Annotated in this window: 10 protein-coding genes; 4 read left to right on the top strand and 6 right to left on the bottom strand. The window is 31.2% G+C overall.

The genetic code is table 11. The annotated features are described in order from the left end of the window. The first annotated feature begins 11 nt into the window (after window positions 1-11). The 3 genes from NMK29_RS10385 to NMK29_RS10375 are packed head-to-tail and all read left to right on the top strand — an operon-like array spanning window position 12 to window position 5,221. A complete protein-coding gene (locus tag NMK29_RS10385; protein ID WP_108805425.1) occupies window positions 12-2,450 on the top strand; it encodes a YfhO family protein in 2,439 nt (812 codons plus the stop codon). A gap of 6 nt (window positions 2,451-2,456) precedes the next feature. Then, on the top strand, window positions 2,457-3,746 hold the full coding sequence (locus NMK29_RS10380) for a glycosyltransferase family 4 protein (protein WP_369863318.1): 1,290 nt from the start codon (window positions 2,457-2,459) through the stop codon (window positions 3,744-3,746). A gap of 17 nt (window positions 3,747-3,763) precedes the next feature. Next, window positions 3,764-5,221 carry a polysaccharide biosynthesis C-terminal domain-containing protein gene (locus tag NMK29_RS10375; RefSeq protein ID WP_108805427.1) on the top strand — a complete coding sequence of 486 codons (1,458 nt, stop codon included), beginning with the start codon at window positions 3,764-3,766 and terminating at the stop codon, window positions 5,219-5,221. Window positions 5,222-5,282: 61 nt separating this feature from the next. Here the strand turns inward: NMK29_RS10375 and NMK29_RS10370 are convergent, their stop codons facing one another. From NMK29_RS10370 to uvrA, 5 genes are all read right to left on the bottom strand, one after another. Continuing rightward, a complete protein-coding gene (locus NMK29_RS10370; RefSeq protein WP_108805428.1) occupies window positions 5,283-6,548 on the bottom strand; it encodes a hypothetical protein in 1,266 nt (421 codons plus the stop codon). 173 nt (window positions 6,549-6,721) lie between these two features. Then, on the bottom strand, window positions 6,722-7,819 hold the full coding sequence (locus NMK29_RS10365) for an amidohydrolase family protein (protein WP_108805429.1): 1,098 nt from the start codon (window positions 7,817-7,819) through the stop codon (window positions 6,722-6,724). Window positions 7,820-7,961: 142 nt separating this feature from the next. After that, on the bottom strand, window positions 7,962-8,612 hold the full coding sequence (locus tag NMK29_RS10360; protein WP_108805430.1) for a hypothetical protein: 651 nt from the start codon (window positions 8,610-8,612) through the stop codon (window positions 7,962-7,964). Between the two features lie 127 nt (window positions 8,613-8,739). After that, a complete protein-coding gene (locus tag NMK29_RS10355) occupies window positions 8,740-9,384 on the bottom strand; it encodes a peroxiredoxin-like family protein (RefSeq protein ID WP_108805431.1) in 645 nt (214 codons plus the stop codon). 84 nt (window positions 9,385-9,468) lie between these two features. Continuing rightward, window positions 9,469-12,249, bottom strand: a complete 2,781-nt coding sequence (gene uvrA / locus NMK29_RS10350) for an excinuclease ABC subunit UvrA (RefSeq protein WP_108805432.1) — start codon at window positions 12,247-12,249, stop codon at window positions 9,469-9,471. Between the two features lie 239 nt (window positions 12,250-12,488). On the opposite strand from uvrA, the gene NMK29_RS10345 reads away from it, so the two are divergent. Continuing rightward, on the top strand, window positions 12,489-13,073 hold the full coding sequence (locus tag NMK29_RS10345) for an RNA polymerase sigma factor (protein WP_027391769.1): 585 nt from the start codon (window positions 12,489-12,491) through the stop codon (window positions 13,071-13,073). Between the two features lie 267 nt (window positions 13,074-13,340). On the opposite strand, the gene nth is transcribed toward NMK29_RS10345, so the two are convergent. Then, window positions 13,341-13,991, bottom strand: a complete 651-nt coding sequence (nth, locus tag NMK29_RS10340) for an endonuclease III (RefSeq protein ID WP_108805433.1) — start codon at window positions 13,989-13,991, stop codon at window positions 13,341-13,343. Between the last annotated feature and the right edge of the window lie 66 nt (window positions 13,992-14,057).

Below are 14,057 nucleotides of genomic sequence, written 5' to 3'. Positions count from 1 at the left end.
TTGTTTCGCACATGATGGCTTATCTAAAAAGATTCATACCTCATTTACTTGTTATTATAGGTTTTATAATTGCTTCACTTGCATTTTTTAATCCTGTCCTTAGTGGAAAAATGATATTTCAGAATGATATTAAACTCTATGAGGGGATGGCGAAACAGCAAAAAGACCATCGTAAAAAGACAGGTGAAGAAACTTTTTGGAATAATTCAGCATATGGTGGGATGCCTACATATCAGTTAGGAGCTAAGTTTCCCCACGATTATATGGATAAGTTAGATCGTTTAATTCGATTTTTACCAAGACCAGCGGATTACTTATTTCTATATCTTACAAGTTTTTATATTTTATTATTGGTAATGAGAATTCCATGGAAAATGGCAATTCTTGGAGCATTGGCTTTTGGTTTTTCCGCATATCTCATTATAATAATTGGAGTAGGGCATAATTCTAAAGCCCACGCAATAGCTTATTTCCCATTGGTAATAGCAGGTATTCTGTTGGTTTTTCAAAAGCGATATATCTGGGGTTTTATGTTAACAGCCTTGGCTATGGGATTAGAAATCCAAGCAAATCATTATCAAATGACCTATTATTTAGGGCTACTAGTATTTGTAATTGGAGTAACCTACTTTGTAGATGCTTTTAAAAGAAAAGAAATACCACATTTTTTAAAGTCATCAGTAATATTAATTATTGCAGCTATTTTAGGTTTAGCAACTAATGCAACAACCTTGTTATCAACATCAGAATATGCGGAAACTAGTATACGAGGTAAAAATTTATTAGCGGATGCGACAACTACTTCTTCGGAAAAAAATGGTTTAGACTACGAGTATATTACTGAATATAGTTACGGTAAATTGGAATCATTAAATCTTTTTATCCCTAAGTTAATGGGATTAGGAAGAGCTTCTGATTTAGGTAAAGATTCGGCTTTTTATCAAAAATTGATTATGCTAGGTGAGTCCCCAGAAAATGCTAATTATTACGCTAATGTAACAGGATTGTATTGGGGAGCACAACCTTTTGTAGAAGCACCTCCATATCTAGGTATTACTGTGGTATTTCTAGCTTTGTTAGGATTATTATTGGTTAAAGGAAGATTAAGGTGGTGGTTACTTGGAGGAATTATTTTATCCCTAGTATTAAGTTGGGGTAAAAATTTAGATTTTCTAACTCGTTTTTTTGTAGACTATATTCCACTATATAATAAATTTAGAGCTGTTTCTAGTATTCAGGTTATTTTAGAATTTGTTGTTCCAATCGCGGCAGTATTTGGTTTGTATCAACTGTTTAATCAGAAAACGTCATTTCAAGAAAGACAAAAGAAGTTCTTAATATCTCTTGGTGTTTTTGGTGGATTATGTTTAATATTCTGGTTGTTTGGAGGAAGTTTATTTAGTTTTAAATCTCCAGGAGATGTTCAGTTAGCTATAGAACAACCGGGTATCTTTGATGCTTTAAAAGAAGACCGTATCACTATTATGAAAAGTGATAGTTTACGCTCTTTAATTTTTATTTTATTAATTGGTGCCTTACTTTGGTTTACACTTAAGAAAAAGCTGTCAGAAAATCTAATGTTAGTAGGAGTAGGGATTCTTATTCTCGTAGATTTGGTTGGAGTAGATCGCCGGAGTGTAGATAACGAATCTTTTATTTCTAAGCGCACATATAAATCTTATTTTCAACCTACTAATGTAGATAAGGAAATTTTAAAAGACAAATCATATTATAGAGTATTAGATCAAGCCAGAGGTTTTAATAATTCTCATACCAATTATTTCTTTAATACGGTAAATGGATATTCTGCGGTTCGACCTAGAAAAATGGAGGATGTTTATTTTGGACATATTGCAAAGGGGAATCTTCAGGTTATTAATATGTTGAATATAAAATATGTGATTCAACAGAATGAAAAAAGACAATTAGATGTACAAGAAAACCCTTCGACAAATGGACCGGCTTGGTTTATAGAAAATTTAAAGTTTGTAGATGATTATAAAGCAGAATTTGAAGCTTTGAATAATATTGACACCAAGAATACAGCGGTTATTAGAAATGATTTTAAAGAAGAATTAGCAGGTTATAAACCAGCAAAAGATAGTATTTCTACCATATCTATATCCAAAACAGATCCAGATCATTTAGCATATAATTCATATACTGAAAAACCTGGATTTCTTGTTTTTTCAGAAACTTATTACAAAGATGGATGGAATGCTTATATAGATGGAAAATCAGAAACTATTTATCCTGTAAACTATATGCTTAGAGGTCTAAAAGTTCCGGCCGGAAAACATACCATAGAGTTTAAGTTTGAACCTCAGGTTGTAAAAACAGGAAGTACTATTACTTTGGCAAGTTCTATTATCTTTGGGTTACTATTTTTAGGAGCATTATTTTTCGAATACAAAAAAAGAAAAGAAATAGTTTCTGAAGACAACTCGTAGATTATTTTGAAGGTATTACTTATAACATATTATTGGCCACCTGCAGGAGGTCCTGGAGTGCAACGGTGGCTTAAATTTGTAAAGTATTTTAGGGATTTTGGAATTGAACCTATTGTTTATGTTCCAAAAAATCCGACCTATCCTTTAATTGATGAATCTCTAGTAAATGATATTCCGAAAGGAATACAGGTTATAGAACATTCGATTTTTGAACCTTATCGTTTTGCAGAAATTTTTTCTAAAAATGAATCAAAAACCATAAGTAAAGGAATTATTGCAAACGATAGTAAGCAATCTTTTGTTCAAAGACTTTTACTTTATATACGAGGAAACTTTTTTATACCAGATGCACGTAAATTTTGGGTAACACCATCGGTTAAATTTCTTTCTAAGTTTATTGAAGAGAATAATATTAATACAATTATAACTACAGGCCCTCCTCATAGTGTTCATTTGATAGGAAAGAAGCTTAAATCTGAACTAAATCTTACTTGGGTAGCAGATTTTAGAGATCCTTGGACAACGATTGGATATCATAATAAATTGAAATTAACTAAGCGATCCATAAATAAGCACAAAGAATTAGAAAAAAGAGTGTTAAGTGCTGTGGATCATATAACCGTAACCAGTTATACAACAAGAGAAGAATTTTCGGAAATTACGAATAAACCAATTTCTGTTATTACTAATGGATATGATACAGAAGAAGTAGTCTCTGAGATAAAATTAGATAAAGAATTTACAGTTTCTCATATTGGTTCATTATTATCTGGAAGAAATCCAGAAAAACTTTGGAATGTTCTATATGATCTTACTCAGGAGAATTCTGAGTTTGCAAAAGTTTTTAGATTGCAATTGGTAGGAGCTGTGAGTGAAGATGTGTTATTATCTATCAAAGAAGCTGGTTTGTCTCCTTTTTTGGAAAATAAAGGATATGTTTCGCATAAAGAAGCAATAGAAATACAAAGGAGATCTCAAGTTCTACTATTAGTAGAAATAGATAGTGAAGAGACAAAGTGTATTATACCGGGAAAATTATTTGAATATATGGTTTCTAGAAGACCCATTCTTGCAGTTGGACCAAAAGGAGCAGATATATCTAAGTTGATAAAAGAAACGAATTCTGGTCATTTTTTTGGTTATCAAGAGTATAATGAGATGAAAAAGAGTATACTTGACTATTTTGTTAAATTTAAGAACGGAAAACTGCAAACTGAAACTAAAGGTATTGAAAAATATAGTAGGAGAGAGCTTACTAAGGAAATGTCTTTGTTGCTTCAAAATTTGAATAGCTAATATCATTCTTTAATATTGTGGGAATAGTAGTAAATCAATCAATTAGAAATGTAATCATTACCTGTTTTGGTTTTGGGATTGGTGCTATCAATACCCTCTTTTTGTTTACCAAATTTTTAGATGAAGAATATTATGGACTTGTGTCGTATTTACTTTCAGCTTCTAACTTAATCTGGCCATTAATGGCTTTTGGTGCTCATAATACCATGGTAAAATTTTATTCTTCATACTTTAAGAAGGAAGAGCAAAATCGATTTATGAGTATGATGCTTATTCTTCCTTTGTTTGTAGCAATTGTAATTGGGACTGTTGGCTTGGTTTTATATACTTCTATTCTTGATTTTTTTAGTGAAGATAATGCCGTTGTACAACCATATGTATGGACAATATATGTTTTAGCAATTGCTTTATCTTATTTTGAAGTATTTTTTGCTTGGGCAAAAGTAAAACTAAAGAGTGTTTTTGGTAATGTATTAAAAGAGTTGTTCGTGCGTGTTTGTTCAATGATTCTTTTAATTCTTGTAGCTATAGGTATCATTAATGTAAAACAATTCATTTATGCACTAGTGTTAGTTTATATTGTGCGATTGGTGGTTATGGTTACTTATGCTTTGAGATTGCATAACTTTAAATTTAGTTTCTCATTTCCCACTAATTATATTTCTGTTTTAAAATATTCTTTATTAATTCTAATAGCAGGTTCGGTTGCTACCTTATTAATCGATTTAGATAAAACGATGATAGAGCGTTATCTTCCTATTGAGTATGTTGCTAAATATGGTATTTGTGCTTACATAGCAAGTGTTATAATAATTCCTTCTCGAGCAATGCATCAAATCACGTATCCTTTGACAGCTAAGTTGATCAATGAAAAGAATTTTGATCAATTGCGAGTTTTATATAAGAAAAGTTCTTTAAATCTATTTGCAATCAGTGGTTTATTATTTGTGTTAATACTTTGTAATGTTAATGAACTTTTTGAACTGATTCCAGATGAATATGAATTATTTATCTGGGTAGTTGTATTAATTGGAGGCGCAAAGTTATTTGATAATTTATTGGGTAATAACAATTCCATATTATTTAATTCGGATTACTATCGATTGATTTTATATATAGGAATTGGAATGGCTATTTTGGCATTTATTCTTAATTGGATTTGTATTCCAATCTTTGGTGTATCAGGAGCTGCTATTGCCACTTTTAGCGCAGTGTTTTGTTATAATTTGGCAAAAGTATTGATTGTTCAGGTAAAATTTAAAATGAATCCATTTTCCTCAAAAACATTGTTGATCATACTATTTGTTTCAGCATTCGTAATAGGATTTTATTTTTGGGATTTTAAATTTCATCCGATAATAAATATTAGTATTAAGAGTGTAATTATCGGAGTTTGTTATATTGCTTTATTGTATTATTTTAAAATATCTGAAGATATTAATACTATACTAAAGAAAATCCCCCGAGGTGCTTAAGCATACTACTCTGGGGGATTTTCCAACTAACCAACCAAAAAAATAAATTCTTTATATTTTTTTAACTTCTACTTCTAGCTGTACGAGATCTAGAATTATTAGATCTTGCGGATCTGTTAGAAGTGTTACTTCTTTGTTTTTGTACTTTAGATCTAGAATTATTAGTTCCTTTACTAGTATATCGACTGTTATTAGAACGTTTTGTTACATTTCTTGAACTATTATTTCTATTACTTCTAGTCGTAGTTCTTACTTTATTGTTATTTCTACTAGATCCATTTGCAACAGTGTTTCTACTTCTTTGTGATCTTTGGTTTGACAGAACTCTATTTTGATCAGCTTTTCTTGCTTGACTTCTTGTTTCAGCATTCCTAGTAGAACGACTTGTTACGGCGTTTCTAGTTCTTTGCGTATTTTGTGTTCTACTTCTGTTTTGAGCGCTTCTTGAAGTAGTTTTCGCTCTATCTCTAGTTTGTGTACTTCTACTTCTAGAGGTATTACTATTTACGTTAGCTCTGTTTCTATTTACAGAAGTAGATCTACTTCGATTTACAGTTCTGTAGTTACGATCATTTCTCTTGTACATAGCTGTTCTTCTATCACGAGATCTATAATCAAGACTTCTAGCTCTGCTAACTCTATTCCCTCTGTTATAGCTTGCTACTCTCTGATTAGGTCTGTAATAGTTACGACTTCTATAAGGTTTTGCATAGTATCCATTATAATAGTTCGTTCTAAAAACATTATATGAAAATCTATAAGGGTTATAAAATCTTCTGTAAGGTCTATTGAATACAATACATCTACTTACAACTGGTACTGTAAAGAAAGCGTGAAAAGGTCTGTATGTATAATGTCTATTAAAGCTATTAATAAATCCAGTACAGTTAACAAAATTACCGTAGTTATTATAGTTTACATATAGTCCACCAACTCTTGATATTCTACCAAAACGGTTGTAGTTGATAAATATATCACCTGCTTGACTAATCCTACCGTAGTAATCATAGAATATTGGTACATTTTCTATTTGCACTACAGCACCATAATCATCATACTGTACATATGCATCATAATCATAACCAGAGTTAAAACTAATATTTACACCTGGACGATTGATATTAACACTAACACCACCTCTTGGTCTGTTTACGTAAAAATCAAACTGACCATCTGCATACACAGAGAATTCAACTCCACTTTCATTGAAAATGAATGATTTTCCATAATTATAATATCTAGAAACGGTTTCTGTATTTGTTTCAAAAGCATTAGCAGTAAAAGAAGCTAATAATAAACCTGTAAATAGTAAAACAATATTTTTCATAATCTGTGATTTTAAAAGAAGTGTAAAAATTAGTTTTTATCACTCGTTTATATAGTATCAAGCAGCGTGCCAAAAAAACAGATTATTATATAGTGTTCTTCATTGTTAAAGGTTTTTAGGTGTTAAAATACTGGTTATTAGGTTTTTGTTTTTTATGTTTTAACTAAGTTGTATTATTTTGGAAATAAACTTTTATCAATATTAGGAATTACTTTTAGTGCATTTTTATAATATAGTTTTTTCAGAACTTCATCTTCAAGGTCTAATCCATACATTTTCCAGAAAGCATGATATCTTTTGTAATAAGGAAAATACTCATCGTTAGATTCGAGAACCCTAAAATAAGTGTAGTATTCCTCAGGATTCCAAGAATCTTTACCAAACATAATTCTATCTTGGTATTTAGTTAAAAATACTTTAGCATTACGAGGTTGTCGTCCAAGTTCGGCGATTACTGCTCCAATTTCGGAATACATATTAGGTATTTCATCCATTAACTCTGCGAGTTTGGCTAAGTTGTTTCCATACCATCCTAAATGGGCATTGATAAATTTAGTGTTTTTATGTTTTTTAAAAATATTGTGTTGTTCTTGTATAATGGTTTGCCAAGAGCCTGTTACCTTAGCATCTCTCTTTCTTCTAGATCGTAATTTTAGCTCCAGCCACCTTTCATTTTGATTATCGTGTGGATCCCAGAATGATTTAGGATCTGCAGCGTGTATCAGAACAGGAATTCCTAATTCGCCGCATTTTTCCCATACTGGTCCAATCCTAGGATCATCTATTTTGATTCTATCCCCATTATTATCCATATTATCCATTCCTTGGCTTTTGTATATTTTTAAACCATTGGCACCCATGACAACATCCTTTTCTAGTCTTGCAACAGTTCTTTTTGTCCAATCGGGTTCATCAATACCTTCTAAATCAATATTGGTAAATACTATAAAACGTTTAGCAGCATTAGTTTTTACATTTTCTAGAGCTCCTTTTAGATGCTCATCAGATCCTCTTCCTCGACCAGATAAATTAACCATTACCGCCATATTTAATTTATCCATTTCGTTTACTAATTCACTTAAATCTTGTGTGGGCATTCTAAATTGATGATTATGTACATCGATAAAAGGAAATTTTGCTTTTTTTATTATAGTTTCTGGAACTACAAGAGTAGAAGGTGGGTCATAATCCTCGAATTGCATTTTTTGAGCAACTGACGTTTGGATACAAACTATTGAAATCGTTAACAGCGAGACTTTGTAGAATTTCATAAAAAGATTTTATTTTTTGCTCCTTAAATATAAAATAATCGTGTTGTTTAGAAGAATGCTTAACATTTTTAGTTAAAAGAGAAAGCCTGCTATCAAAAATGATAACAGGCTTTCTAACAACTAACCAACTAACTAATTCATATTAATCATCATCGTGATCATTATATTTCTTTTTTCTTTTTCTATTCTTATAGTTGTGATCATCATCAATATGATTTTTCCAATCTGTATGATTTGATCTTCCACTAAAATTGTAATATGGATCATGAGTTATACTACATCCATCTACACCGCAGAAACCACATCCTGTATGATGTACACTTCCTTCTATATGTCGAATTCGTCCTTTTTTTCCATAATATACTCGTAGTCCACCAATTTGAGCTAATCTCCCTCTTCTATTATATCTAACTAAAACGGATCCAATTCTTCTTACTTGATCAAATTGATTATATCCTATGGTAGTAATACCAACACGTTTTAATCTTCCGTAGTAATCATACTTTACTGTAAAACGATTATTAGATCTATAGCTTCTAGTACGTCCTGGAGAGTTATAATTTCTAGTATTCCAATTCCAATTATTGTAATTTCGTCTTCTAGTAGTTTTAAAATCAATTTCTCCATTAGGATATACAAAGAATTTTATACCACCCTCGACAAATACAACTGGTTGAGAACTACGATAGCGTTTTGTAACCCTATCAACTTGATTCGACTGTTTTTGATCGGTTGCTTGTACAGCTGTTCCAATTAGTAACATTGCTGCGATAAAAAGTATCATTTTTTTCATAACTAAAATGTTTTGGGTTTTTACCTACTCATTAGCTTTTCGGTTTCCGCTATTTGATTATTAAGTAACCAAATGGCGTGCCAATTTTTTTTGTGTTATTGAAAAATGATCCTTAAATAGGGTTTAATTATTTGGTTTTAAGGTGTTTAATTATTTGTTCAGGATCTGCTCTTTCTTTGTAATCTTCTTTGATAAAATCATAAGTGATAGTTCCATCTTGATCAATAACATACGTTGCAGCGATAGGTAATTGATGATCTTCGTTACCATTACTTTTAATTAAATCTATTCCAAATCCTTTATAAACTTCTATTAAATCTTTAGGCAGCGTAAATATTAAATTGAAGTCATTTGCAATTTTGTTATCAATATCAGAAAGAACTTCAAAACTTAAATTATTTTTTTCGGAAGTATTAAGGGAGTTATCAGGCGTTTCTGGGCTAATTGCTACCAAAGTAGCTCCTAGTTTATCAAATTGATCTTGATATGCTTGTAAAGCTTGTAATTCTAGATTACAATAAGGACACCAACCTCCTCGATAAAAAGTTAATACTACTTTTTTGGTAACTAATAATTCTTGGATAGATATATTTTTGTCCGCAGCATTTGGTAGTTTTATTTCGGGTATTTTATCACCAGTTTTTAGAGACCGATTTACCAATTGACTATCTATAAGTTCTGATATACCATTATTCATTATTTTATGAATAGTTTCAGGATATTTATTGGCTGATTGAACAGCACGAGCTTTTAATTGTTCTGTAAGTGACATTCTTTTAATTTTAATTATTGGATAGCTTAGCCGGAATGTTTCCTTTTACTTTACAGAATATATTATTACAATTATGTTAATGTTTTAGAGTTTGTCTTTTAGATATTGACCAGTGTACGATTTTTTATTTTTACTAACTTCTTCCGGAGTCCCTTGAGCAACAATAATTCCTCCATTTTTTCCGCCTTCTGGACCTAAATCAATCACATAATCAGCGCATTTTACCAAATCTAAGTTATGCTCAATAACTAAAATAGAGTGCCCTTTTGCAATTAACTCATTAAATGATTTTAATAATTTTTTGATATCGTGAAAATGCAACCCAGTTGTTGGTTCATCAAAAATAAACAAAGCTTTGTCTTTTGTATTCCCTTTTACTAGAAATGACGCAAGCTTTATTCGTTGTGCTTCTCCTCCAGAAAGGGTAGAGGAGCTTTGGCCTAATTGTACATATCCTAAACCAACATCTTGTAAAGGTTGAAGCTTTCTTATGATTTTTGCCTGACTGTGTTTTGAGAAAAAATCAATAGCACTATCAATAGTCATCGTAAGGATATCATCAATATTTTTATCTTCAAAAGTTACTTCTAGTAAATCTTTCTTAAATCGTTTTCCTCCACATGTTTCACATTCTAAATGTACATCGGCCATAAACTGCATTTCAATGGTAACTTCTCCTTCGCCTTTGCAAGTTTCGCAACGTCCGCCATCTACATTAAAAGAAAAGTGCTTAGATTGATAATTACGAATTTTCGAAAGTTTTTGACTAGCAAAAAGTGCTCTAATATCATCATATGCCTTAATATAGGTCACTGGATTAGATCTCGAGGAACGACCAATTGGGTTTTGATCTACAAATTCTACATGTTTTATATTACTATAATTTCCTTTTAATTCTGTAAACTGCCCAGCTTTTTCTCCGTATCCGCCTAATTGTTTTAGTACAGATGGGTATACAATTTTTTTAACTAACGTACTTTTACCACTTCCCGAAACTCCTGTGATTGCAGTAAAAACTCCAAGCGGAATTTTTACATCTACATTCTTTAAATTATTCTCTCTTGCTCCAATAATTTCTAAATAATATTTAGAAGTTTTTCTTTCTTTTGGAACTTCTATTTCTAGATCTCCATTTAGATATTTAGCTGTTAGCGAATCAGAAGCTAGAATTTGATCAAAAGTACCATTAGCAACTAAATTACCTCCAAAAGTACCTGCTTCGGGGCCTATATCTAGGATAACATCTGCCGCTTTCATAATATCTTCATCATGTTCAACAACAATAACTGTATTTCCTAAATCCCGTAAAGACTGAAGCACTTTTATCAGTTTTTCGGTGTCTTTGGGGTGTAAACCAATACTTGGCTCATCTAATATATACATAGATCCTACTAAACTACTTCCTAAAGAAGTGGCTAAGTTTATTCTTTGGGATTCTCCACCAGATAAAGTATTGGATTTACGATTTAGCGTTAGATATTGTAATCCTACGTTGTCTAAGAATTCTAATCTACTATTTATCTCTTTTAGTAATCGCTTGCCAATTTGTGAGTCATACTCATTTAGTTCTAGATTTTTAAAGAAATCAGAAAGTTCATTTAAAGGTTTTTCTACAAGATCTGTTAATGTAGCATCACCAACTTTTACATAGTTTGTTTCAGCACGTAATCTTTTTCCTTTACAGGTAGCACATTTTGTTTTACCACGATAGCGCGATAGCATTACTCTATTTTGGATTTTGTAAGCTTTTGCTTCTAGTTCGATAAAAAAGCTATCGATACCTTCAAAATATTTATTTCCTTTCCAAAGTAATTCTTTATGTTCTGAAGATAATTCGAAATATGGTTTGTGTATTGGGAAATCGAATTTGTATGCACTGTTAACTAGTTGATCTTTATACCAACTCATTGTATCTCCTTTCCATGGAAAAACGGCACCTTCATATATGCTTAGAGAAGTATTCGGTATAACTAGATCTTCATCAATACCAATTACATCTCCATATCCTTCGCATTCAGGACATGCTCCATACGGATTATTGAAACTAAATAAATGAACATTAGGCTCTAAAAAAGTCATTCCATCCAACTCAAACTTATTACTAAATTGTCTGGAGTTATTATCTTTTAGAGATTCAATGTAACAAGTCCCTTTTCCTTCGAAGAAAGCTGAAGCTATTGCATCTGCCAAACGATTATAGAAGTCCTCTTTATCTCTTTTTATAATTCGATCTATAACAAGATGAACTGTATCTTTTGTTGTGATATGAGCTTCTTCAATTCTGCAAACAGTATCATTAATCTTTACACGCGCATATCCCTGTTGTTGTAATACTTTAAGTTTTTCTTCTGTTGTTCTTCCACTCTCTACGTGTATTGGAGCAAGTAAAAGCAGTTTCTCACCTTCTTCACATTCTTTTACATATTCGATTACATCAGTTACTGTATCTTTTTTTACTTGATTACCTGAGATAGGAGAGTAGGTTTTTCCTATTCTGGCAAAAAGTAATTTTAGATAATCGTAAATTTCTGTAGTAGTACCTACTGTAGATCTAGGATTAGTAGAATTTACTTTTTGCTCTATAGCAATTGCCGGAGCTATACCTTTTATATATTCGACCTTGGGTTTGTTAAGTCGTCCTAAGAATTGTCTTGCATAAGAAGAAAGACTTTCTACATATCTTCGTTGTCCTTCGGCATATAATGTATCAAATGCTAAACTAGATTTACCAGAACCAGATAACCCAGTGATTACCACTAATTTATTTCTTGGTATAGCCGCATCTAGATTTTTAAGGTTATGCAGTTTGGCCCCTTTAATTAATATATTATGTTTTGGATCTAAGGTAGTAATGTCTTGAATCATAGCAATTATGCGGTGTGACGGCAAATATAATGATTACTAAAGAAGTATTCTAAAGTATTGATATTGAAAGTTAAGTTAAAAAAATTAACAGAAAATAGTTTGATTTTCAATGATTGTTACTATATTAGCCCCAGTAATTGAATCAAAATCTAAAAAGAATAGCCTATAGTATACCATTACTTTTAAGTTTAACATAGCCCGAGCCCCAAGCTTGTTGGTACTAAAATAAAGTGATAGGTATGAAAGATTACAAGATATCAGATGCTGTTCTGGTAAATAATTACATCAAAGGTGACGAGTGTGCATTATCTACGTTAATTGAACGTCACAAACAACGAATTTACAGTTTTATTTATTCTAAAGTTTTTGATAGAGATGTGTCTGAAGATATATTTCAGGATACTTTTATTAAGGTTATCCGTACATTAAAACTTGGAAAATATAACGAAGAAGGAAAGTTTTTACCTTGGGTGATGAGAATTGCACATAACTTGGTAATAGACCATTTTAGAAAAGGTAACCGTATGCCTAAATTCGAGGATAATGGAGAGTTTAGTATATTCTCTATTATTAGTGATGGTGATCTTAATGCGGAAAAAAGAATAATCAAAGACCAGGTAGAAGAGGATTTACGTAATTTAATACAAGAATTACCAGAGGATCAAAAAGAGGTTTTGGTTATGAGAATGTATAGAGACATGAGTTTCAAAGAAATTTCTGATAAGACTGGTGTAAGTATCAATACTGCTCTTGGAAGAATGAGATATGCTTTGATAAATCTGAGAAAGGTTATTGAGAAAAACAATATCGTTTTAACGAATTAACATTTTTTTATGCAATAAAGTAGATTTGCCGTCGTTATTTATAAAAAATAACCCTTAATTTAAGATAAGTTAATATGGCAAAATTTTACTTTAAGTCTTCTCGCAAAGAGGAGCAACAACAATTAGTACCAAAGAAAATTACAGTAGATTTTCTTTTAAATTACTCAAAGGCTTTAAGTGTTATAGATTACAATAAAATGAAGTTTGAAGCGCTTCTAAATTAAAACTAAACTTTGTAAAAGACCTGTTATGATAATAACGGGTCTTTTATTTTTTTAGATACTCGTTGATTACCGTTTTTCTTCCTATAGTTTTTGTTATTATATCTTTATCTAGATCCCACCCTCTAGCAGGAGAGTATTCTCGTCCGTACCAAATAATTTGTAAATGTAGATCGTTCCATAATTCTCTTGGAAATAAACGTTTTGCATCCTTTTCAGTTTGAGTTACATTTTTACCGTTACTAAATCCCCAACGATACATCAATCGATGAATATGTGTGTCGACAGGAAATGCGGGTACTCCAAAAGCTTGAGACATCACTACACTAGCGGTTTTATGTCCAACAGCTGGTAACTCTTCTAAATCTTCAAAACTTTGAGGTACTTCTCCGTTATGTTTTTCAATTAATATTTTGGATAGACCGTGAATTCCTTTTGATTTCATAGGACTTAATCCTACAGGTTTTATAATTTCTCTTATTTCTTCAACAGATAATTGTACCATTCTGTATGGATTATCTGCACGTTCAAATAGGAGAGGAGTGATTTTATTAACCCTAACATCTGTACTTTGAGCGCTCATCAATACAGCGATTAATAGTGTATAAGGATCTTTATGATCTAATGGAATTGGTATTCTGGGATATAATTCCTTAAGTGTTTGGATAGTAAAATCTACCTTTTCCTTTTTAGTCATATGAATAGAATTATTTTCTGCTAAAATATGAATATTTATGAGCTTATTTCTTACTTATCAAAGCTT

The organism is Aquimarina sp. Aq107 (assembly GCF_943733665.1).
In the GTDB taxonomy this organism is placed as follows: domain Bacteria; phylum Bacteroidota; class Bacteroidia; order Flavobacteriales; family Flavobacteriaceae; genus Aquimarina.
Note: the sequence above shows the minus strand (reverse complement) of the source record. Positions and strands in the feature narration are given on the sequence as shown.

Coding starts and splice junctions, on each gene's coding strand:
- NMK29_RS10385 (WP_108805425.1), top strand. CDS start 12: ATGATGGCTTATCTAAAAAGATTCATACCTCATTTACTTGTTATTATA.
- NMK29_RS10370 (WP_108805428.1), bottom strand. CDS start 6,548: ATGAAAAATATTGTTTTACTATTTACAGGTTTATTATTAGCTTCTTTT.
- NMK29_RS10365 (WP_108805429.1), bottom strand. CDS start 7,819: ATGAAATTCTACAAAGTCTCGCTGTTAACGATTTCAATAGTTTGTATC.
- NMK29_RS10360 (WP_108805430.1), bottom strand. CDS start 8,612: ATGAAAAAAATGATACTTTTTATCGCAGCAATGTTACTAATTGGAACA.
- NMK29_RS10355 (WP_108805431.1), bottom strand. CDS start 9,384: ATGTCACTTACAGAACAATTAAAAGCTCGTGCTGTTCAATCAGCCAAT.
- uvrA (WP_108805432.1), bottom strand. CDS start 12,249: ATGATTCAAGACATTACTACCTTAGATCCAAAACATAATATATTAATT.
- NMK29_RS10345 (WP_027391769.1), top strand. CDS start 12,489: ATGAAAGATTACAAGATATCAGATGCTGTTCTGGTAAATAATTACATC.
- nth (WP_108805433.1), bottom strand. CDS start 13,991: ATGACTAAAAAGGAAAAGGTAGATTTTACTATCCAAACACTTAAGGAA.